The 21,424-nt window shown below is 60.2% G+C and carries 18 protein-coding genes; 10 read left to right on the top strand and 8 right to left on the bottom strand.

The genetic code is table 11. The features are described from left to right. Positions 1 to 127 precede the first annotated feature (127 nt). A complete protein-coding gene (locus HU737_RS18095) occupies positions 128 to 4,252 on the top strand; it encodes a HigA family addiction module antitoxin (RefSeq protein ID WP_186553780.1) in 4,125 nt (1,374 codons plus the stop codon). A 316-nt stretch (positions 4,253 to 4,568) separates the two neighbouring features. Then, the gene (locus HU737_RS18090; protein ID WP_217838538.1) at positions 4,569 to 5,486 is read left to right on the top strand and encodes a pPIWI-associating nuclease domain-containing protein; all 918 of its coding nucleotides are present in this window, start codon (positions 4,569 to 4,571) and stop codon (positions 5,484 to 5,486) included. 133 nt (positions 5,487 to 5,619) lie between these two features. On the opposite strand, the gene HU737_RS18085 is transcribed toward HU737_RS18090, so the two are convergent. Beyond that, a complete protein-coding gene (locus tag HU737_RS18085; RefSeq protein ID WP_186553782.1) occupies positions 5,620 to 5,886 on the bottom strand; it encodes a YebG family protein in 267 nt (88 codons plus the stop codon). Positions 5,887 to 6,419: 533 nt separating this feature from the next. On the opposite strand from HU737_RS18085, the gene HU737_RS18080 reads away from it, so the two are divergent. After that, on the top strand, positions 6,420 to 6,890 hold the full coding sequence (locus HU737_RS18080) for a phosphate-starvation-inducible protein PsiE (RefSeq protein WP_186553783.1): 471 nt from the start codon (positions 6,420 to 6,422) through the stop codon (positions 6,888 to 6,890). Between the two features lie 3 nt (positions 6,891 to 6,893). On the opposite strand, the gene HU737_RS18075 is transcribed toward HU737_RS18080, so the two are convergent. The 5 genes from HU737_RS18075 to HU737_RS18055 all read right to left on the bottom strand — a co-directional run bounded on the left by HU737_RS18075 (position 6,894) and on the right by HU737_RS18055 (position 11,829). After that, complete coding sequence (locus HU737_RS18075) at positions 6,894 to 7,190, bottom strand: DUF3509 domain-containing protein (RefSeq protein ID WP_186553784.1); 297 nt, start codon at positions 7,188 to 7,190, stop codon at positions 6,894 to 6,896. A 136-nt stretch (positions 7,191 to 7,326) separates the two neighbouring features. Beyond that, the gene (locus HU737_RS18070) at positions 7,327 to 7,674 is read right to left on the bottom strand and encodes an HPF/RaiA family ribosome-associated protein (protein WP_186553785.1); all 348 of its coding nucleotides are present in this window, start codon (positions 7,672 to 7,674) and stop codon (positions 7,327 to 7,329) included. Positions 7,675 to 7,841: 167 nt separating this feature from the next. Then, positions 7,842 to 10,169, bottom strand: a complete 2,328-nt coding sequence (fecA, locus tag HU737_RS18065) for a TonB-dependent Fe(3+) dicitrate receptor FecA (RefSeq protein WP_186553786.1) — start codon at positions 10,167 to 10,169, stop codon at positions 7,842 to 7,844. 239 nt (positions 10,170 to 10,408) lie between these two features. Then, a complete protein-coding gene (locus HU737_RS18060; RefSeq protein WP_186553787.1) occupies positions 10,409 to 11,338 on the bottom strand; it encodes a FecR domain-containing protein in 930 nt (309 codons plus the stop codon). Continuing rightward, positions 11,335 to 11,829 carry a sigma-70 family RNA polymerase sigma factor gene (locus HU737_RS18055; RefSeq protein WP_186553788.1) on the bottom strand — a complete coding sequence of 165 codons (495 nt, stop codon included), beginning with the start codon at positions 11,827 to 11,829 and terminating at the stop codon, positions 11,335 to 11,337. The genes HU737_RS18060 and HU737_RS18055 overlap by 4 nt, the downstream gene beginning before the upstream one ends. A gap of 179 nt (positions 11,830 to 12,008) precedes the next feature. Between HU737_RS18055 and HU737_RS18050 the strand changes: the two genes are divergently transcribed. The 6 genes from HU737_RS18050 to HU737_RS18025 all read left to right on the top strand — a co-directional run bounded on the left by HU737_RS18050 (position 12,009) and on the right by HU737_RS18025 (position 18,308). Continuing rightward, positions 12,009 to 12,314, top strand: a complete 306-nt coding sequence (locus HU737_RS18050; protein ID WP_186553789.1) for a DUF3649 domain-containing protein — start codon at positions 12,009 to 12,011, stop codon at positions 12,312 to 12,314. Beyond that, positions 12,311 to 13,891 carry a PepSY-associated TM helix domain-containing protein gene (locus HU737_RS18045; protein ID WP_186553790.1) on the top strand — a complete coding sequence of 527 codons (1,581 nt, stop codon included), beginning with the start codon at positions 12,311 to 12,313 and terminating at the stop codon, positions 13,889 to 13,891. Before HU737_RS18050 ends, HU737_RS18045 begins: the two co-directional genes overlap by 4 nt. Beyond that, positions 13,885 to 14,211, top strand: a complete 327-nt coding sequence (locus HU737_RS18040) for a DUF3325 domain-containing protein (RefSeq protein WP_186553791.1) — start codon at positions 13,885 to 13,887, stop codon at positions 14,209 to 14,211. The genes HU737_RS18045 and HU737_RS18040 overlap by 7 nt, the downstream gene beginning before the upstream one ends. 4 nt (positions 14,212 to 14,215) lie before the next feature. Further along, entirely contained in the window at positions 14,216 to 14,788 is a 573-nt protein-coding gene (locus HU737_RS18035; protein ID WP_186553792.1) for an RNA polymerase sigma factor, read from the top strand. After that, a complete protein-coding gene (locus tag HU737_RS18030) occupies positions 14,788 to 15,771 on the top strand; it encodes a FecR family protein (RefSeq protein ID WP_186553793.1) in 984 nt (327 codons plus the stop codon). The genes HU737_RS18035 and HU737_RS18030 overlap by 1 nt, the downstream gene beginning before the upstream one ends. A 134-nt stretch (positions 15,772 to 15,905) precedes the next feature. Continuing rightward, positions 15,906 to 18,308 (top strand): TonB-dependent siderophore receptor, encoded by a 2,403-nt coding sequence (locus HU737_RS18025; protein ID WP_186553794.1) that lies wholly within the window; start codon positions 15,906 to 15,908, stop codon positions 18,306 to 18,308. Here HU737_RS18025 and HU737_RS18020 read toward each other — a convergent pair. Continuing rightward, complete coding sequence (locus HU737_RS18020) at positions 18,305 to 19,180, bottom strand: helix-turn-helix domain-containing protein (RefSeq protein WP_186553795.1); 876 nt, start codon at positions 19,178 to 19,180, stop codon at positions 18,305 to 18,307. The two genes, HU737_RS18025 and HU737_RS18020, sit on opposite strands and share 4 nt — an antisense overlap. A gap of 232 nt (positions 19,181 to 19,412) precedes the next feature. Here HU737_RS18020 and HU737_RS18015 point away from each other — a divergent pair, with 232 nt between their 5' ends. Then, positions 19,413 to 20,315, top strand: a complete 903-nt coding sequence (locus HU737_RS18015) for a DMT family transporter (protein ID WP_186553796.1) — start codon at positions 19,413 to 19,415, stop codon at positions 20,313 to 20,315. A gap of 98 nt (positions 20,316 to 20,413) precedes the next feature. Here HU737_RS18015 and HU737_RS18010 read toward each other — a convergent pair whose 3' ends face one another. Then, complete coding sequence (locus HU737_RS18010; RefSeq protein WP_186553797.1) at positions 20,414 to 21,388, bottom strand: 2-hydroxyacid dehydrogenase; 975 nt, start codon at positions 21,386 to 21,388, stop codon at positions 20,414 to 20,416. Positions 21,389 to 21,424: the final 36 nt, after the last annotated feature.

The following is a 21,424-nucleotide window of genomic DNA, read 5'->3' as shown; positions in this document are numbered from 1 at the left end:
CAGGGTCAAGCAGTCAAATGGTCCACATCTCTCCTGCTGGAGCTACATTAGTGTATTGTGTAGCGCTACGCAATACAATATTTTGGAGCGAGCTCGACTCCACAGCTTAATACACCGAGGATTCACGATGCCGACCATCGATGCTCTACACCCTGGGATACGCATTAAGACAGAGGTCATCCCGTCCGGGATGTCAGTCACGAAGGCTGCCCAGCTTGTAGGCGTTGGGCGGCCTGCCTTATCGAACCTGCTCAATGGTAAGGCTGCTTTATCTGCGGAAATGGCTGCCCGACTAGAGAAGGCGTTTAAGTTTCCGCTCAGGGACTTGATGGAGATGCAGGCGCAATACGAGGCGTCGCGAGCCCAGCGAAAGGCAGCGCCTGTTGATGCGGTGACCTATGTCCCCCCATTCCTAGCGATTCAGGCTAATGCCATTGAAGGGTGGGTCTCCCACAGCATTCGAGCGCGATCCCGCTTGGCCGTTTTCTTGCGCACGCTTGTGCACTCGACCGGCCGCGGGCTCACAAAAGTCGACTTTCCTGGCAATGACGATGCCGAGCGACCGGGGTGGGATGGTTTCGTTACAGCAGGCGAGGGGACGCCTTGGATTCCAGTCGGTCGCTCCGGCTGGGAGTTTGGAACCAATGAAGATCCCCGCTCTAAAGCAAGTGGCGACTTTGAGAAGAGCGTAGCTGCGCTCGAAGACAGAGAGCGTGCCGAAACGACGTTTGTGTTTGTTACCCCCCGCCGTTGGGCTGGGAAGGCTACCTGGGTTAATTCTAAGAAAGAGCTAAATCTGTGGAGGGATGTGCGTGCTTATGACGCGAGCGATCTTGAGCAATGGCTTGAGCAGTCTCTGCCAGCCCAAGCATGGTTCGCCAATGAGACATGCACCCCAGCACAGGCCGTTCGTTCGCTCGACAAATGCTGGGCAGACTGGGCCGAGGTCGCAGCGCCTCCTCTCACAGGTGCTCTATTCAATTCTGCGATTGAGTCTGCAAAGCGCACAGTTATAAGCCGCTTATCCAATACGCCAGAGCGTCCAATTACTATCGCTGCAGATTCAACAGAAGAGGCGCTTGCATTTCTTGCCCAGTTACTTAGTGAATATGGCGGTGAAGAGTTAGCTTCATATCGAGATCGGGTCTTGGTATTTGACAAGCCTGATGTGCTGCCTCGGCTCGCTTCGGGTAAACAAACGTTCATACCGGTCGTATACACTCGTGAGGTTGAGCGAGATCTTGCTCCCTTCGCAAAGTCTATGCACTCGTTTGTAATTTATCCTCGTAATGCCGCAATAAAGATTCCTGATGTAATCTTGGAGCCGGCTAGCTATCAGGCGTTCAATACGGCCCTGGAAGGGATGGGCAAGAGTAGGGATGAAGTCACTCAGCTTGCTAAAATTTCGGGCCGCTCTCTTACTGTTTTGCGAAGACGTCTCTCGTCCGTACAAGCAGTGCAATTGCCAGAGTGGGCTGCGAACGTCCATATAGCAACCAAGCTTGTTCCATTTCTGCTCGTCGGGGCTTGGGATAGCCGGAACGACGCCGATAAAATAGGGCTCTCACTTCTGGCTGGTGAGCGCCCCTACGACGAGCTTGAAAAAGACTGTCAAAACTTGGCAAAACTTAACGACGCGCCGATATGGTCGATAGGCACCGCCAGAGGAGTGGTTTCAAAGCTTGATCTGCTCTACGCAGCCGCTGACGGGATCATGGAAGTTGACCTAACTCGCTATTTTGAAATGGCACGCATGGTCCTAGGAGAGGACGACCCCGCTCTCGACCTTGATGAAGACCAGCGTTGGATTGCGCCACATCATGGCAAGGTGCGCGAATTCTCCAGCACCTTCAGAGAAGGCATATCGGAAACGTTGGTTTTACTCGCGGTTCACGGCGAAGAAGTGTTCAGGGGGCGCTTCGGCATTGATATTGAAACGGAGGTAATTCGGGTAGTTCGTGATTTGCTTCGGGCTCCTTTAACAACACGAGCTTTAGAAGCTAATGATCGCGACCTTCCGACTTATGCAGAAGCAGCTCCAGATGAATTTCTATCTATATTGGAGCGGGACCTTCGATCGGAGAGTCCTGCGGTATTTGGACTTCTGAGGCCAGTCAGCCCGGGCTTGCTAGGCGGTAGCCCAAGTCGAACGGGGTTGTTGTGGGCGCTTGAAGGGCTGTCATGGAATCCCGCTACCTTACACCGTGCTGCCTTGATTCTCGCACGGCTCGCGCAGATAGAGATTAAGGACAACTGGCTCAACAAGCCCGCAAATTCGCTGCGCTCGATTTTTCGAGCATGGATGCCTCAGACCGCGGCAAGTCTACCCCAACGTGTGGATTTGATTAAGAAACTAGCTTTGAAGTTTCCTGATGTCGCATGGAAGATTTGTATCGCTCAGTTTGAGAATCACAGTCAAGTTGGCGACTATAGTCACAAGCCGCGATGGCGCGCTGATGGTTATGGATACGGCGAGCCCCTTCCTACGTGGGGGCCGATTAGAGAGTTTGTACGTGAGGTGGTTGAGCTCTCTTTGAGCTGGGCGGATTACACCTTGGAAATGCTCAGTGATTTAGTCGATCGCTTACAATCGCTGAGTAACGAGGACCAGGCTAGAGTATGGAAGTTAATTGAGAGTTGGGCAAAGGCTGAGGCAAGTGACGCTGACAAGGCAGTGATGCGCGAGAAAATTCGAGTTTCAACACTATCGCGTCGTGCGGTTCTACGTGCGAAGAGGACTGGTGTTGACGACAGTTTAACCGCAGCAGGAAAAGCCGCCTATGACGCGCTTGAACCGAGCGATCTACTTCATAAGTATTTGTGGCTGTTCCGCAATGCTTGGGTCGAGGAGTCTGCTGACGAATTAGAGAATATTGAAGAGTCTAACTACCGTGAGCGTGAAAAGCGCATCAACGATCAGAGAGCAGAAGCGTTACGCGAAGTATTCATGCAACGTGGTTTTTCCGGAATTTTAAAATTGTCCGAACAAGGAGGAGCTCCTTGGGTGATTGGTTCCCTTGCCGCTGGCTCCGTCCTGTCGGAATCGGAGTTGGTCGAATTACTTCGACTTGCACTTGATCCGATCCTCATCGGTGAGAGTGAGGTCCATTCTCAGAAGAACCTCATCGGTGGTGCAATTCGAGCTATCACGGATGACGTTCAGCGCGAAACCATCTTGCTCAAAGTCATCTCTGGTGAGTCTGAGGAGGGTATGGTTGATCTTTTCTTGCTTGCCCCGTTTGGAAAAGGCACTTGGAAGCTGGTTGATACCCTTGGAGAGCGTGCTCAGTTACGTTACTGGGGCGAGGTAGCGCCGGAATGGCTGCATGGCCCAGAATCGGAGAGCAGCGAAGCTGTCGAGCGCTTGTTAAATGCCGAAAGACCTCGCGCAGCATTTTCGTGCATTCGATATGAGATAGCTAAAATTGACGGAATGGTAATTTTCAAGCTGTTGTCAGAGATGGCAAAAGGTGGTAGGGATCTGCCTGATCAGTACATGCTAGAGCATTACCACGTCGAAGAAGCGTTCAATCAGTTAAATCGATCTTCATCTATATCTCTTGAGCAAATGGCTAGCCTGGAGTTCGCATATATAGATGTATTAGGACAACCCTGGAGCAGGTCCGAAGTTTCCAAAGTTCCCAATCTTGAAAAATACATTGAGCAGCATCCTGAATTATACGTTCAGGCAATTTGCTGGATGTACAAACGAGCGGATGGCGCGACCGACCCTGCTGAGTTTCAAATCACGCCAGATCGCATAGGCGAAATGGCCAAGCGCGGTTACAGGTTGCTAGAGACTATACACCGCCTGCCTGGACAGGATGATTTCGGCGAGGTTGATGAAGTGCGTCTTGCGAAATGGATAGAGGCGGTCCGCCAGTCGTGTAACGAACTGAGTCGTGGAGACATTGCGGATGTTTGTATTGGGAAGCTCCTTTCGCACGCACCAGTGGGAAAAGATGGCATCTGGCCGTGCACGCCTGTTCGTAACGTGATTGAAGATATTCAGTCTGAGCCAATGATGGAGGGGGCGCATACAGGAGTTTACAACTCTCGGGGTGCACATTTTCGTGGTGAGGGGGGCGAGCAAGAACGCGAGCTCGCTACTAGATATCGAACTTGGAGTGAAGCTTTACAGTTTTCACATCCATTTGTTGCTTCGAAGTTGCTTATGAGTTTGGCTAGAACTTACGATCATGAAGCGATTCGAGAGGACAATCAAGCAGGTATTCGTCGCCGCTTACACTGATGAATATGGCTATGGAGCAGTTCATCATGACCGAGATCTTGACTAGCGAGTCGATGATGAACTGCTTAACTGGTTGGGTTCGAATGGATGTCCCGCCGGTCGACGAGCATGCTGTGTTTGAGCGTCGTTGGATTTAACGCGAGGCTGCGGCAGTTACCATGGATCTGGGGCTGTTGCCCCTTGCTCGGCCATTATTGGCCAAGCCCTGACTGCATGGTCCCCTGAAGCGCATAACATCCGTTGCGCTTAGCCTATAGGTGACTTCCATTCCCGCTCTGAGCGATGATCCGGAATGGTCGTAGACGAGAGGAAGAACATGGACGAAAGGATCTTGCAGTTAATCGGTGATGCTCAGTTCGAGCGTTGCCTTTATGAAGCTGCGATGTTTAATCTCGAAGACCGCAGGAACAGGCTGCGCTTTCATAACTTCGCCTTTGCTATGCGCGAGCTGGTGGGTCACACGCTGAAGCGCCTTGCTCCAGACGCCGAGGTGAAAAAGTGCATATGGTGGCAGCAGAAGGCAGAAGGCGTTGTCCCGGAGGTAACGCGAGTCGAGCGGTGTGTGTATGCAACGCAGGGCGGGCTTTCCAACCACTACGTGCGAACAAAGCTCCGGTTGGACTTCGCTCAGGAGTTTGAGGAGCTTCGAGATGCCGTAGTCCGTTTGAACGGGTACGTCCACATCACACCAGAAGTTTTCCTCTTGGAAGAAGACGATATCGAGCGCCTCGCAGTAGAAACAATCGAAGCCGTGGCCGGACTGATGGCCTGCATCCAAGAGTGCAGAGCCGCCGTCGGGGATCGTTTATCGCATGCGATCAATGATGCAACGGTCCAGCAGATTGTTGGGGAAAGTTTGGACGCTGTGGATGAGCTAGCCACGCACTATTCCCTTGAAGAAATCTACGTGGACTCGCATGAGGTTACCAGTATCACCTCTGAGACCGTACATATCAGGGTAAGCGGTAGCATAGGGGTAACACTGCAGTGGGGATCTAACTCTGATCTCAGAAGGGGCGATGGAGCCGAACTAGATGAGTCGTTCGATTACACCTGCGAATTGACCTGCGAAGCGGCAAATCCAAATCCTGAGGCGCTAGAGTTCGTCGAAGACTCTTTGATGGTAGACACGGGCGACTGGCACGATCAAGAGGAGGATTGGATCAACTCTGCGGCGAGTACATCCGAAGACCATGAAACTCTCGATGCTTCGGGGATTCGATCGGACTTCTAGGCTCAGTAGTTTAAGCAACGCCCCGTCCATAGCTATCCATCATCAAAAGCGATTATGGGGCCGAAAGCGGGACGTTCAAGCATGCTGATTCCGCCCTGCATCAAATGGGTTGGGTATGTGTTGTGACACCATCTCAATTGGCGCTATCGTCTTTCCCTGTCAACTGATCTAACGCATTAGCACCACTCTTAAACGCCGACGCAAAGATTGCTCTATTTTTCGCCATAAAAATGCTTGCGTCCTCCGCTTGTTTTTCGTCAAGGCCCGGTACATTTTTAATGAGAACGGCAGTTAAAATTTCTGCCAATTCAAGCATTTGGTCATGTGCATCAGCTAATTTTCGATCCAAAAAAACCTTCTCCAAATCGCGAGTGCTTCGGTACAAGACTTCTACTGCCATAATCGGCCTCTCAAAATTTATGGTCTACCCAACAACTTGTGGCAGTGCTCTGAAAAAATAATCAATACCTAGGGGGTAACTGTACACCCGTGATCGCTCACATCTGTACATCGACCTCGAAAAAACCTATCTAACGGACCACAGGTGTACTAGCTTAACTGACTGATTTGGATAGTCTTTAAACGTAGACTGCAAGGCCTGGCGCTGCATCGTTACACTCGCACTGTCCGATAAATCATGAACAAACGCTCCGGGTCGCGGCTGCTGCGGTACACCACTTCGACGGCCATTCATCACCTCTGTGCCTTTTAGCTGGTTGGATTGATCAATTACTGTATCGATATACAGTAATCGCTCTGGCCACTTCAATGCAACCCAATAGTGGCCATTTATATCCGGGAAAAGCGTAGCCCATAGGTGCCTTGCGGCAATCGGTCGCCTTCCAAGCCAAGGGCCTGGCCCTTTAACTGCATGGCACAAGCGTCACAGGCGTGGCGCATCATCCTTCAGCTCGTATCGGGGAATCGAACATCGTGAACATCAAATGGGCAGAAAAACTGCGCAAGGGCCTGCATGGCTCGGCCGACTCGCTGGGCAACCTGTGCGTCGAGTCGTTCCACTACCTGGCGTTGTTCGGTATCGGCGGGATCACGGCCTGGGCCGCTGTGATGACCTTCCTGGACATGCTCAGCAAAGGTGGGGTCAGCGTCGATGACATCCTGCTGCTGTTCATCTACCTGGAGCTGGGAGCGATGGTGGGGATCTACTTCAAGACCAACCACATGCCCATTCGCTTTTTACTGTACGTGGCGATCACGGCGCTGACCCGCTTGCTGATCGGCGATGTGTCGCACCACAAGGCGCCGGATGTTGGCCTGTTGTACCTGTGCGGCGGCATCCTGCTGCTGGCCTTTGCGATCCTGGTGGTGCGCTATGCCTCCTACCGCTACCCGTCGAGCCGGGTGCTGGATGCCAGCGGCAAGGAAGTCGACGAGGGCCGCTAGCGCTCAGTTGGCGATGTGGCTGGTGCTGAAATGCTGCTGGCGTGGGTCGCGGGTGAGGGCTGCGAGCACCTCAAGGGGGTTCTCGCCCTGTTCGATGGCAAGGCCCAGGCGGATGCTGTCGATCACCCGCTGCAAGCGCACGGGGTCGTTGCGCTGGGCTTGGCTGATCAGGCGCTTGGCGACGATGCCGCTGTCATCGGACAAGGTCAGCATGATGCTGCCATCCAGGCGTTCGATGCTCAGGTTGACCCGGTAGCGTGGGGCAAAGGCGTCGCTGATTTGATCGAATGGATTGTTCATGATCGCGCATCTGTAATTGGCAATGCAGGGGTTGACCGACGTACAGGCGGGTTGGTTCAGGGCCACTGATCGGGTCAAGGCACAAACCAAAACGCCCGGTGCAATGCACCGGGCGTTTGTGTTCAAGCAACCTCGATCATTCCTCGGGGTCATGCGCTTCAAGGATCACGCGCTTACTACGCAGCTTGCCGTAGAAGTGTTCCAGCGCGTTGTTCAGCTTGCTGGCGGCGCCATCGACCGCCTGGTCCAGCGAAGTGGCGGTGTGGGTCACGGAAATCGGTTGGTGGCCTTTGGGGCGAGCCTCCATCTGGCAGCGTTTGTCATGCGGTCCGGGCTTGGCGCCGTTTTCGTCGCGCAGGTGGACCTCAATGCGGGTGAGGTCGTCCTCGTAGCGTTCGAGGGTGCTTTCAAGCGTACTGCGGACCCACTCGTTAAGCCGGATGTTGCCTTCGATATGGTTGCTGCTGTTGACCTGGATTTGCATGACTTCAATCCTTATTCAGCTTGCTCGCAAAGAGACGTGCCTAGGCCACTGAGGCCTGTGGAATTTTTTCGCCTCTTGACTCTAAGGTCAGGCATCCGCGCGGCGAATTCAACCCCCCGAGAAAGAAAAATTTCCTGTTGCAATAAATTCGAAATCATCTAGGGCCGTCAGAACGCAACCGATGTTTGCAGGTATAAAGTCCGAGGTTCGCCGACGTACTTGCCCTTGTTGTTGTCATCGAACGAGCGGGTGTAGTACTCGCGATTGAACAGGTTCTTCACCCCCACCGCGACCTTGAGGTTGGACAACTGCGGGCCGAAATCGTAGGCCGCGCGGGTGCTGACCAGCATGTAGCCAGGAATCCGCCCGGTGCTGCCATCCGCGCTCTCTTCGCCGGTGTTGGCGTTGTCGGCGTACTGGCTGCTCTGGAAGCTGCTGTCCAGGTCCAACTGCCACGGACCTTCGGTGTAGCCCACGCCCAGGGTGCCCTTGTGGCGGGACGAGAACGGCACCTGGTTACCTTTGTTCGGCCCATCTTCGCGGATAGTGGCATCGACGAAGGCGTAGCTGGCATGCACATCGAAGCCGGCCAGGGCAGGGCTCAAGCCATCCAGGGCATAACGCACGCTGGTCTCGATGCCCTGGTGACGGGTTTCGCCACGGGCGATCACCGAGTCGTTGGTCTGGTTGCTTTCATACTGATTGTCGAAGTTGATCAGGAACGCGCCGATTTCTGCCTGCAAATCGCCGTTGTCGTAACGGGTGCCGACTTCCCAGGTACGCGCTTTCTCCGGTTTCACCTCACCGCTGCTGACCCGGTTGGGCATCTGGCTGTATTGCACGCTGCCGAACGAGCCTTCTGTGTTGGCGTAGAGGTTCCAGCTGTCGGTCAAGTGGTACATCACGTTAAGCGCCGGCAGGGCGGTGTTGTAGCTGCCCTGGTAGCGCTGGCCGTTGAGCTTGTTGCTCTGCTCGGAATCGATCATCTCGTAGCGCACGCCCGGGGTAATGGTCCAGCGGCCGATGTCGATGCGGTCATCGAGGTAGATGGCATGCGCTTCGGTACTGCCGCGGGTGTCGCGGTCGTTGCGACTGGCGGTGGTGGGCAGCTCGCCATTGACCGGCTCGCGGAAGCGCAGTTCGTGCCCGGCCTCGTTGATGTAGCGGTAGCCAACGCCCAGTTCGTGCCAGCTGTCGCCCAGCGCCAGGCCTTGCGAGAAACGCGTTTCGATACCACGCACCCAGTACTCGCGCGGCGACAGCGAGACGAAACTGCCCTGGTCCAGATAACCGCTGCGCAGGGTCTTGGTGAAGAAGCTATTGACGCTGAACTGGCGGTCATCCTGCTTGTAGTCATAACCGACGTTGACCAGCGTGCGACGGCCCCAGAACTTGTCTTTCAAGCGGGTCGACTGATACGGGTCGGCATCGAAGTCGGCCTTGCTCAGGCCGCCAGGCATTTGCGCCTCGCCCTCGTAGTACTGGGCCATGGCGTGCAGGCTGTTGGCCTCGTCGAGCTGCAGCTTGCCCTTGAGGATCAGGTCGTCGATCTGCGTGTCGCTGTGTTCGCGCCAGTCGCCGCCACGGGTGCCGGAGTACAGCAGCGCGCCGCCCAGGCCGTTGTCGTTGGTGCCACCGACCAGCAGGTTGGCGCTGTTCTTGAAGCCATCGTGGCTGGACGAGGGGCTGATCTGGTTTTGCATGGCGGCCTTGAAGGTCGCCTGTTCAGGAATGGCGCGGGTCACGAAGTTGACGATGCCGCCGACGTTCTGCGGCCCGTAGCGCACCGCACCGCCGCCGCGCACCACGTCTACCGCGTCCATGTTGCCCAGGCTGAGCGGGGCCAGCGACAGCTGCGGCTGGCCATAGGGCGCGAACGGCACCGGGATGCCGTCCATCAGCACGGTCGAGCGCGAGGCCAGGCGTGGGTTGAGGCCACGGATGCCGAAGTTCAGCGCCAGGTCATGGCTGCCGGTGCCGTTGTTTTCCGGGGCATTGACCCCGGGGATGCGGTTGAGCACTTCGCGCGCGCTGCTGGCGCCGCTGCGTTCGAACGCTTCGCGGCGGATCACGTCACGCGCGCCGGGGTGCTCGAAAACGTTGTCCTGCTGGGCTTCGGCCAGCCAGTCGCCGACCACGGTCGAGGCACCCAATTCAACTGGCGCACCGGCAGCAGGAGCGACGATGGGTTGCAGGCTGAAGGCATTGTCGGCCTCCTGGCGGGCTTGCAGGCCGCTGCCGCGCAGCAAGGCATCGAGGCCCTGGCGCACCTCGTACTGACCGTCCAGCCCTGGGCTTTGCAGGCCTTGGGTCAACTGCGAGCCGAACGAGATCAGCGCACCGCTTTCGCGGCCAAACTGGTTGAGCGCATCTTCCAGCGAGCCGGCCACGATGTGGTAGGCGCGGGCATCGGCCGCTTGGGTGGCGGGCACAGCGAGGCCGAGGGTGGTGGCGAGCAAAAGTGCCTGAACGAGAGGGCTGGGGCGAAGCAGCATGTGAGTGGTCCTTGAGAAGGGGTTTTGCCTTCTCTGTCACGCGAGCGTTGCTAAATGGCTCAGGTGATTTCGATATTTTTCAAAACCTTTTTATTTCGGTGTCTGTACTGGCCTTTTCGCGAGCAAGTCGCAGCGGCACACCGCCGATCCTACGGGGGATAGCGCTGATCTCAGGGTTGGCGCTGTACCTGTGGGAGCGGGCTTGCCCGCGAAGAGGTCGGTGCTGACAGCCGACTGACTCAACTGGTCCGGGATTCAACCGTCACCCAGTACCGGGTAAAGCGCCTCACCCGCACCGGCAGCGCCACCTCCAGCATCTGCAGAATCCGCTCGCTGTCATCCAACGGGTACGAGCCGGAAATACGCAGGTCCGCGACCTGCTCGCTGCACCCCAACTGGCCGTGTCGATAACGCCCCAGCTCGTCGAGAAAATCCGCCAGGCGCATCTGCGAGGCCACCAGCATGCCGTCGACCCAGGCGCCAACATTGCGCTGCAGTGGGGCGATCGCCTGCCACCCGCTGCCAGCGAACCTGGCCTGCTGCCCCGCCAGTAAGGCGTGCCCAGCCACGCTCGCGCTGCCGTCGAACACCGACACCAAGCTAAAGCCACTGAACTGGCGCACGTTGAACCGGCCCTGGTCCAGGCGCAGCACCCCCTCGGCACTGCGCAGCAGCAACGGCCGTGGATCCTTGGCCACTTGCAGTTGCAGTTCACCTTCGAACAGGCGCACCAGCCGTTGTTGGCCGTCGAAGCGCACATCGGCGGCGCTGCGGGTATTGAGCTGCAGCTCGCTGCCGTCGCCGAGGGTCATGCGCCGCCGCTGCCCCACCGGACTGCGATAATCGGCCATCAGCCCAGGCAGCGCTGTGTGCTGCTGCAGGCCCAGGCCGGCGGCGCTGGCCATGCCCACCAGCAGCAGCGCCTTGAGTGCCCGGCGGCGGGCCGGGGAGGGCGGCGCCTGCAAGGTGGCGTGCACCACCGGGGAGGCGACGCCACGTAGGCGCTGGTTGACCTGTTGAATATGGCTCCAGGCGCGCTGGTGCTCACTGTCTGCGGCCAGCCAGCGCTCGAATGCCTGCTGCTGGGCAGCGTCGAACGTTTCGTCCTGGGACTCGATCAGCCAGTGCACGGCCTGCTCGGCCACCTGCGCGCAGAAGGTGCTGTTCACAGGGCGAAGTAACAGCGCATGGCCGCCTTGTTCAGGTAGCGTTTGACCGTGGCCAGGGAGATGCCCAGCTCGCGTGCGATTTCGCCCTGGCCCAGGCCATCGACCTGAGCCAGCAGGAACGCCCGCTTGACCAAGGGCGCCAGGCCGTCGAGCAAGCGGTCGAGCTCCAGCAACGTCTCGAAGATGATCGCCTTCTGCTCCTCGCACGGCGCGACCTCTTCGGGCACCTGGGCCAAGGCCTCGAGGTAGGCGCGCTCCAGTTCCTGGCGGCGAAAGTGGTTGCACAGCACGCGCTTGGCCACCGTGGTCAGAAAGGCCCGCGGTTCTACCAGCTGCGGCACTTCCCGTGCCTGCAGCAGGCGGATGTAGGTGTCCTGGGCCAGGTCCGCGGCGTTTTGCGGACAACCCAGGCGCCGCCGCAGCCAGCCGGTCAACCAGCTGTGGTGGGCGTGATAAAGGCCTTCGACCGTGGAAGAGAGGGCGCTGGACACCGTCGACACTCCGGCGCCTGATTGCGCAACTGGAAGTAAGAATTGTTCGCATTGTATTCAGGCGATCGACCTACGGCAATCCTTGCCGATCGACGGATTTCATCAAAACGTGTCGCCTGAACTTTGCTTATGAGAATTGAAATCATTATTATTGCAGCCCCGTTTTCTCGGACCGCGTCATGAAAAGCAAAGCCGCCGGGTTGCCCCTGAGCTATCGACTGGCCGTGACTTCACGCAGCCTGGCCGCGTTGCTGGGCGGCTACCTGCTGGCGTCGATGACCAGTGTCTGCATTGCCTTGCTGGCGCCGTTGGCGCAAGTGGACGCGGCCCTGACCGGCCTGTTGTCGTCGTTCGTGTTCTACCTGCTGGCCTTCATCTGGTGCTTTGCCTGTCGCAGCGCCTGGCGCGCCTGGCTTGGCGTGCTGCTGCCGAGCCTGCTGCTGGGGATGATCAATGGATTGGCCTACTGGATGAAAAACCCATGAAAGAGGGCTTCCGCCAGGCCATGGCCTGGTTGCACACCTGGACCGGCCTGATCTTCGGCTGGCTGTTGTTCGCCATCTTCCTGACCGGCACGCTGTCGTACTTCAAGGAAGAGATCAGCCACTGGACCCAGCCGGAGATCCGCAGCCATCAGCTCGACCCGGTCGCAAGCCTGGGCTTGGCCCAGCAGTACCTGCAGAGCAACGCCGGCAACGCCAGCAGCTGGTTCATCCGCCTGCCCAATGAGCGCGAGGCGGCCCTGAGCGTCAACTGGCGCGACCCCAACGCCCAAGGCCGGCGCGGCTTCACCAGCAAAGCGCTGGACGCCCACAGTGGCGAGCCGGTCGAGGCCCGTGACAGCCGCGGCGGCGAGTTCTTCTACCGTTTCCACTTCCAGCTCGAAATGCCCTACCCATGGGGCCGCTGGCTATCGACCTTGTGCGCTTTCATCATGCTGCTTGGGCTGGTGACCGGGATCATCACCCACAAGAAGATCTTCAAGGAGTTCTTCACCTTCCGCCCGGGCAAGGGCCAGCGCTCCTGGCTGGATGGACACAACGCGATCGGTGTGTTGGTGCTGCCCTTCCACCTGATGATCAGCTACAGCAGCCTGGTGCTGTTCATGTACATGGTGATGCCGGCCGGCATCCTTGCCAGCTACGGCGATAGTGGCGGTTATTTCAACGACCTGTTCGGCCGCGACGACCCACCTGCAGTGACTGGCGTTGCCGCGCCGATGGCGCCATTGCCCGAGCTTTATGCCAAGGTCCAGACCCTGGCCCCCGGTGCGCGCATGGGCTACATCCAGATTCAGAACCCTGGCGACAGCAGTGCCCGGGTCACCTTCACCCAGGCCGCCGCCGATCACGTGGCCTACAGACGCAGCGCCAACTGGACCTTCGATGGCGTCAGCGGCGAGCTGCTGCGCCAGGGCGCCCCGGAATCCGCTGCGATGATGACCGCCTTCAGTTTCGCCGGTTTGCACATGGGTAACTTCGCTGGCCCTTGGCTGCGCTGGCTGTATTTTGCCTTCGGCATTGCTGGCACTGTGGTGATTGGCACCGGCCTGGTGATGTGGCTGGGCAAGCGCCAGCTCAAGCATGCCAAGAGCGCCAGCCTGCCGGGTGAACTGCGCCTGGTCGAAGTGTTGAACATTGCCAGCATGAGCGGTCTGCTGCTGGGCGTGGCGGCTTTCTTCTGGGCCAACCGCCTGCTGCCGGTTGCCCTGCAGGGCCGCGCCGACTGGGAGGTCAAGGCCTTCTTCCTGGCGTGGGCAGTGTCGCTGGTGCATGCCGTGCTGCGACCCGGGCGCAAGGCCTGGGGCGAGCAACTGGCGCTGGGCGCGCTGGCATTTGCCCTGTTGCCCCTGCTCAATGCGCTGACCACTGGGCTGGGGTTGGATCAGTCGATCGCTGCCGGTGATTGGGCCATGGCAGGCTTTGACCTGACTGCGCTAGGCACCGGCCTGTTCCTCGGCTGGGCGGCGAACAAGATGCTGCGCGCGCCCAAGACGGTCGCCAAGCGCGCCCCGCGCACGGCCAAGGCCAGCGCTGAAGTGGTCGAGGTGAACGGATGCTAAGCATTGCCTTGATCGGTTTTGCCGGGTTTGCCGGCCTGTGCCTGAGCATGGAAAAGCACTTCAACGAGCTGCTCAAGCGCAAGCCCAGCGGCGCTCAGGCGCGGGCGCTGCGGATCGGCGGCTGGCTGCTGTTGGCGCTGTCGCTGGTGCTTGCCGTGCAACTGCGCGGTTGGGCGTTGGGGCTGGTGGAGTGGATCGCTGTGCTGATGGCAGGCGTGACCCTGTGGGTGTTCGGCTTGCCCTATCAGCCACGCCTGCTGCTGGGCCTTGCCGCAGCAAGCGTGGTGCTTGGGCCACTGCTGGCCGTGATCGGCGTGTGAGCGCTTGAGCGAGCCGCTAGACATCAGCAAGCCTGAAGCCGACAGCGCCACTGGCCGCGCGCGCTTCGTGCAAGTGTTCCTCGCCCAACGTGCGCGCATGGAGGCGTTGGTCAGCCGCCGCGTGGGCTGTCGTGCCACCGCGGCTGATCTGGTCCAGGAGTTGTTCCTGCGTTTCTGGCGGCGCCCCGAGGTCAAGGTCGAGGCGCTGGACACCTACCTGCTGCGCTGTGCCGGCAACCTGGCCATCGATCATCTGCGTAGTGAAGGCAGCCGCGGGCGAATCGTTGAAGGCCTGCTCGCAGTGGATCAAGACTCACCCAGCCAAGCCATGGAGCAAGCGCTGCAAGTCGAGCATGACCTGCAACGGATCGAGGCCGCGCTGCGTGCCCTGCCGGAACGGACCCGGCAAATTTTCCTGCTCAACCGCATCCATGGTTGCACCTACGGCGAGATCGCCAAGGCCATGCAACTGTCCCAGAGCGCTGTGGAAAAGCATATGATGCGCGCCCTCGAAGCGTGCAAGGCGAGTATTGCCGAGCCCGCATCCGCCGTGCGCAGACCAGGGAGCGCCCGTTGATGAGCCGTACCGACCCGATCTGCGCCGACCCTGCCCAGGCGGCCCTGAGCTGGCTGAGCCGGATCAATCAGCATCCCGCCGAGGCACAGAGTGCTGCGTTCAAGCTTTGGCTGCTGGCCGACCCCGCCCATCGCCAGGCCTATGCCGAGGCTCAGGCACTGTGGCGCCTGAGTGAAGCGCCGGCAGCGAAACTGGCTGGCGAGGAGCAGGACAGCCTGCAGCACTACCTCGATGCCATCCGCCAGGCGCCAGCCCGCAACCCCTGGCGACGCCGTGCTGGCGCCCTGGCGGTTGCCGCGTGCCTGGTGTTGGCACTGGGCACCCTGGGCGGTTGGCAGCCGCAATTCTGGTTGCAGGATGTGCAGGCCGACTACACCAGCGCTGGGCAGGTGCAGCAGATCACCCTGGCAGACCAGTCGCGCATGACCCTGGATGCGGGCAGCGCAGTAGCCATCGATTTTGCCCAGGGCGAGCGGCGCGTGCGGCTGTTGCGCGGTGCTGCGTTCTTTGAGGTGACCCATACCGGCCAGCCGTTCCTGGTGGATGCCGGTGGTGGCCAGGTGCGGGTGCTTGGCACCCAGTTCGAGGTGCGTGAGCAGGGCGGGGGGGCGCAGGTCACGGTGCGTAGCGGGCGGGTCGCGGTAACCTCCGGGCAGGGTCAGCAGCCTCGCGAGCTAACCGCTAATCAACAACTGGCCTATGCCGATGGCGTGGCCGGGCAGGTGTTGGCGGTGGACAGTGACAGCCGCCTGGCCTGGCGCCAGGGCTGGTTGAATTATTACCAGGTGCCGTTGGCGCAGGTGATCGAGGATCTCAGCCGTTATTACCCTGGGCGGATCGTGCTGCTCGATGGCGAGCAAGGCCTGCGTAAGGTCAGTGGAAGTTTCCCGGTCGAGGAGCCGCTGCTAGCGTTGGACTCGCTGGGCAAGGTCATGGGCTTTTCGCGCAGCACCTTGTTGGGGCGGTTGACCCTTTTGAAGTAGCCTTAGCGCCGACACTGGCAATGTATTTTTCAACTTTTTTCACAGCACAGGTGAGGTACCAGGACGTGGCATCCGTGTAGTGAGTGGAAGTGCGATTCATTCGCAAGTAATCACCCTCTCACAGGTCAGCGTCCATGAAGTTCTCCCCGCGTTGCGTGTCTCTCTGGCTCGGTCTTGGCACCCTGTCCGCCGTCGGCGTGGTGCCGGTTGCCAGCGCTGCCCAGCAGACCCAGCTGTATGCCTTCGCCCAGCCCAGCCAGCCGCTGGCCGCAGCCCTCAACGCGTTCAGCCGCACCACCGGCCAGAGTGTGGTCTACACCCTCGAACTGCCCAACCTGCAATCGCCAGCGCTGAACGGCTCGCTCAGTGCCGAGCAAGCCTTGCAGCAGTTGCTCGGCAATGCTGGCCTAAGCTGGCGCCGGCTCGACGCACGTACCCTGACCCTGGAATTGGCCGACAGCGCCGGCGCGCTGAACCTTGAGGCCACCAACGTCAATTCGCAGATGGACGACTACAGCTACCAGCCGCCGGCCAGCGCCTCGATCATGCGTGGCCAGGGGCCGATCCAGGACATTCCCCAGGCGATCAACGTGGTCCCGGCCCAGGTCATCCGCGACCAGGCCCCGCGCAACCTCGACGACGCCCTGGCCAATGTCAGCGGCATCACCCAGGGCAACAACTTCGGCGGCACTTCCGACACGGTGATGAAGCGCGGTTTTGGTGACAACCGCGACGGCTCGATCATGCGCGACGGCATGCCGCTGGTGCAGGGCCGCAGCCTCAATGCCAGCACCGAGCGGGTCGAAGTGCTCAAGGGGCCGGCATCATTGCTGTATGGCATCCAGGACCCGGGCGGGGTGATCAACGTGGTCAGCAAGCGCCCGCAACATGAGCAGTACAACGCCTTGACCCTGCGCGGCTCGACCTACGGCAGTGGCAAGAACGGCAGTGGCGGTGGCCTGGACAGCACCGGCGCGCTGGGCGACAGCCCACTGGCCTATCGCTTGATCGTCGACCATGAAGACGAAGACTACTGGCGCAACTACGGCGTGCACCGCGAATCCCTGGTGGCGCCGTCGCTGGCCTGGCTGGGCGAGGACACGCAAGTGGTACTGGCCTACGAGCACCGCGAGTTTCTCTATCCCTTCGACCGTGGCACCGCCTTTGGTAGCGACGGGCATCCGCTGAACATCCCCGCCACGCGCCGTCTGGACGAGCCCTTCAACGACATGGAAGGGCGCTCGGACCTGTACCGCCTGGAGGTCGATCATCAGCTCAGCGATGACTGGAAAGCGCACTTTGGCTACAGCTTCAACCGCGAAACCTACGATGCCAGCCAAGTCCGAGTCACCGCCGTCAATGAAGCCAAGGGTACGCTGACGCGCAGCATCGACGGCACCCACAACGCCATGAGTCGCGATCAGTTCGCCACCTTCAGCTTTAACGGCAACGTGGTGGTGGCGGGCATGCGCCATGACCTGCTGGTGGGCGTCGATCACGAGGACCGCAAGGTGTTTCGTGGCGACCTCATCCGCCAGACCCCAAGCGCGACCTTCAGCTATGAGAATCCGCTCTACGGCCAGCAACAGGAAGGCAGCAACGTGCGTGCCAGCGACAGCGACCAGACCGACAAGCTGCGCACGGACTCGCTGTTTATCCAGGATGCGCTGCACCTGGATGAGCACTGGATCCTGGTGGCCGGTGGGCGTTTCCAGCAGTACGACCAATACGCCGGACGCGGCCGCCCGTTCAAGGCCAACACTGACAACAGTGGCCAGACCTGGGTGCCGAATGCGGGCGTGGTGTACAAGGTCGATGAGCAGCTGTCGTTGTATGGCAGCTATAGCGAGTCGTTCAAGCCCAATTCGAGCATCGCTCCGCTGAGCATCGGCGGCGGCCAGACCTTGCTGCTCGATGGCGGTATTGCACCTGAAGAAGGCAAATCCTGGGAGCTGGGCGCCAAGCTCGACATCCCCGGCCAGCTCACCGGCAACCTGGCCTTGTTCGATATCACCAAGCGCAACGTGCTGGTCGCCGACGGCGACAGCAACCCCGGCACGATCATCTACAGCAACGCAGGCCAAGTGCGTTCACGAGGGGTGGAGCTGGACCTGACCGGCCAGCTCAGCGAGCGCTGGAGCTTGATCGGCAGCTATGCCTTCACCGACGCCGAAGTGACCAAGGACCCTGAACTGAAGGGCAAGCGCCTGCAGAACGTCGCCCGTCACAGCGGCTCGCTGTCGGCGGTGTACGACTACGGCAGCCTGTTCGGTGGCGACCGCCTGCGGCTGGGGGCGGGCGCTCGCTATGTGGGCGAGCGCGCAGGCAACGCGAGCAACGATTTCGACCTGCCGGCCTACACCGTCGCCGATGCTTTCGCCAGTTACGAGACCCAGTTGGATGAGCACAAAGTACGCTTGCAACTGAACGTGAAGAACCTGTTCGATAGGGTGTACTACACCTCGGCAGTCAACCGTTACTTCGTCGCCCTCGGCGATGCACGTCAAGTCAGCCTGTCGAGCACCTTCGAGTTCTAATGGGCGAACGCTGCACGATACTCGCCAGGGGTCGCACCGAGTGCCTGGCGAAAGCGATTGCTGAAGTGGCTGGCGCTGGCAAAACCACACAGCAGGGCGATCTGCACCAGCGCCAGATCGCCCAGGCGCAACAGTTGGCAGGCCCGCTGCAGACGCCGCGCCAGCAGGTATTGGTGCGGCGGCAGGCCGAAGCTTGCGCGAAACATCCGGGCGAAGTGGTATTCGGAAAGGTTGCAGCGCAGCGCCAGGTCCGCCAGGGTGATCGGTTGATCCAGGTGCGCTTCGATGTACTCGACCAGTTGCCGGCGCAGGCTCGGTGCCAGGCCGCCCTTCAGGCGCAGGCCTTGGCGTAGACCGGCCTGGCTGAGCACTGCGTGGTCGACGATATCGTGGGCCAGGCTGCTGGCCAGCAAGCGCTCGCCGGGCTCGTCCCAGTTCAAGCTGATCAGCTGGCGAAAACGCCGGGCCTGCTGCGCATCTTCAAGGAAGGTCGCTTCTTGTAGCTGCATCTCGCGCGGCTCACGATCGAGCAGGCGAATGCAGCCAAGGGCGAACTGCTCCTCGCTGATGTACAGGTGCGCCAGGCGAATGGCGCCGTTGACCACCCAGTTCGATTCATGGCCGGCGGGCATGATGCACAGCTTGTCGGGCGCGCCTTTGTCGGACGGGCGCTGGCGGCGGAATGTGCCGGTGCCGTCGGCGATGTAGCAGGACAAGGTGTGATGGCTGGGCGCCTGGTAGTCACGGGCATCGTCGCGGTTGCTCCATAACGCAGCAGCCAGCCCCTCGCCCAGTTGCGCGCTGTGTTCCAGGCGAGCGTTGGGCGAGGCGTGCATGGCGTTGAAGACTTGCAGCTGGGTCAGTGGCGGCATGGGTGATTCCTCTGAGTGCCATCCTACTGCGCAATGGCGGGGTTGGCAGTGCCTGGCGATGGAAAAGCGCAAGTTTGTGCAAGCGCACCGGTCATCCGAGGCTCGACACTGGCTCCATGTGATGCCCATCGCGGGGCAAGCCCGCTCCCACGCTGCCTATCCAGCACTGGCTATCTGCGTGGGAGCGGGCTTGCCCCGCGATGGGTACCAATACCTGCCTGAGGATCCAGCCATGAACCTGTCGCTCTACCTGCTCACCGTGCTCATCTGGGGCACCACCTGGATTGCCCTCAAGCTACAACTGGGCGTGGTTGCCATCCCCGTTTCGATCGTCTACCGCTTCGCCCTGGCTGGGCTGATCCTGTTCGCCATCCTCCTGCTGACCCGCCGCCTGCAACCGATGAACCGCCGTGGCCATTTGATCTGCCTGGCCCAGGGCCTGTGCCTGTTCTGCGTCAACTTCATGTGCTTCCTGACTGCTAGCCAATGGATCGCCAGCGGCCTGATCGCCGTGGTGTTCTCCACCGCGACCCTGTGGAATGCGCTCAATGCGCGGGTGTTCTTCGGCCAACGGATCGCCAGCAATGTTTTGGCCGGTGGGGCGATGGGCTTGCTCGGGCTGGGGTTATTGTTCTGGCCCGAACTGTCCAGCCACGCTGCCAGCCGCGAAACCCTCTACGGCCTGGGCCTGGCGCTGCTCGGCACGCTGTGTTTCTCGGCCGGCAACATGCTTTCGAGCATGCAGCAAAAAGCCGGGCTCAAGCCGATGACCACCAACGCCTGGGGCATGGTCTACGGCGCGGCGATGTTGGCGGTGTATTGCCTGCTCAACGGGGTGCCATTCGCCATGGAATGGAACACGCGCTATATCGGCTCGTTGCTGTACCTGGTGATCCCGGGCTCGGTCATCGGCTTTACCGCGTACCTGACCCTGGTCGGGCGCATGGGGCCGGAGCGCGCGGCCTATTGCACGGTGCTGTTCCCGTTGGTGGCGCTGAACGTGTCGGCGGTTGCCGAGGGTTATCAATGGACGGCGCCAGCGCTGTTGGGGCTGGTGGCGGTGATGGCGGGGAACGTGTTGGTGTTTCGTAAACCGAAGGTCAAAGTAGTGCAAGGGGCTGTAGTTGTGCGCTGACAGGTTAGCCCTCATCGCGGGGCAAGCCCGCTCCCACGCCAACCTAGCCTTGCGAGAATGGCGTGGGAGCGGGCTTACCCCGCGATGAGGCTGGCCTGTCAGTGCTTCCACACCTGCGGATTGACCAGATCCCGAGGCCGCTCACCGAGCAGTGCCGCACGCAGGTTGTCCAGCGCCCGGTTGGCCATCGCTTCACGGGTCTCGGCCGTGGCCGAGCCAATATGCGGCAGGGTCAAGGCATTGGGCAGCTTGAACAGCGGCGAATCGGCCAGCGGTTCTTTCTCGTACACATCCAGCCCGGCGCCGCGAATGGTGCCGGCCTGCAGCGCCTCGATCAGCGCAGCCTCATCTACCACCGGCCCACGGGCGATGTTGATCAGGAACGCGCTGGGCTTCATCATCTGCAGTTCGCGAGCGCCGATCAGCTTGCGGGTAGCGTCAGACAGCGGCACTACCACGCAGACGAAATCCGCCTCGGCCAACAGCTGATCGAGGCTGCGGTACTGCGCGCCGAGTTCCTGTTCCAGCGCCTGCTTGCGGCTGTTGCCGGCATACAGGATCGACATGTTGAAACCAAAGCGGCCACGCCGGGCGACGGCGGCGCCGATGTTGCCCAGGCCGATGATGCCCAGCGTCTTGCCGTGCACATCGCTGCCGAAGCGGTCTGGGCCAACAGTGGCTTGCCACTGGCCGGCCTTGGTCCAGGCGTCCAGCTCCGCGGTGCGACGGGCGCAGCCCATGATCAGCGAGAAACCCAGGTCGGCAGTGCTTTCGGTGAGCACGTCAGGGGTGTTGGTCAGGGCGATGCCGCGCTCGTTGAAGTAATCCAGGTCGTAGTTGTCGTAGCCGACCGACACACTCGACACGACTTCCAGCTTGGCTGCGCCTTCGAGCTGCGCCCGGCCAAGCTTGCGGCCGACGCCGATCAGGCCGTGGGCCTCGGGCAGGGCTTCGTTGAACTGGGCATTGATGTCGCCGAGCTTGGGGTTGGGCAGGATCACGTTGAAGTCGTGCTGCAGGCGCTCGGCCATGGCCGGGGTGATGCGGCTGAAGGCCAGGACGGTCTTTTTCATCGGGCTACTTCTCTGCAAGGCGGTGGTGGAGTGTCA

It is taken from the genome of Pseudomonas urmiensis, from assembly GCF_014268815.2.
Lineage (GTDB): Bacteria > Pseudomonadota > Gammaproteobacteria > Pseudomonadales > Pseudomonadaceae > Aquipseudomonas > Aquipseudomonas urmiensis.
The sequence above is the reverse complement of the archived record's forward strand: the minus strand, read 5'-3'. Positions and strand labels throughout refer to the sequence as shown.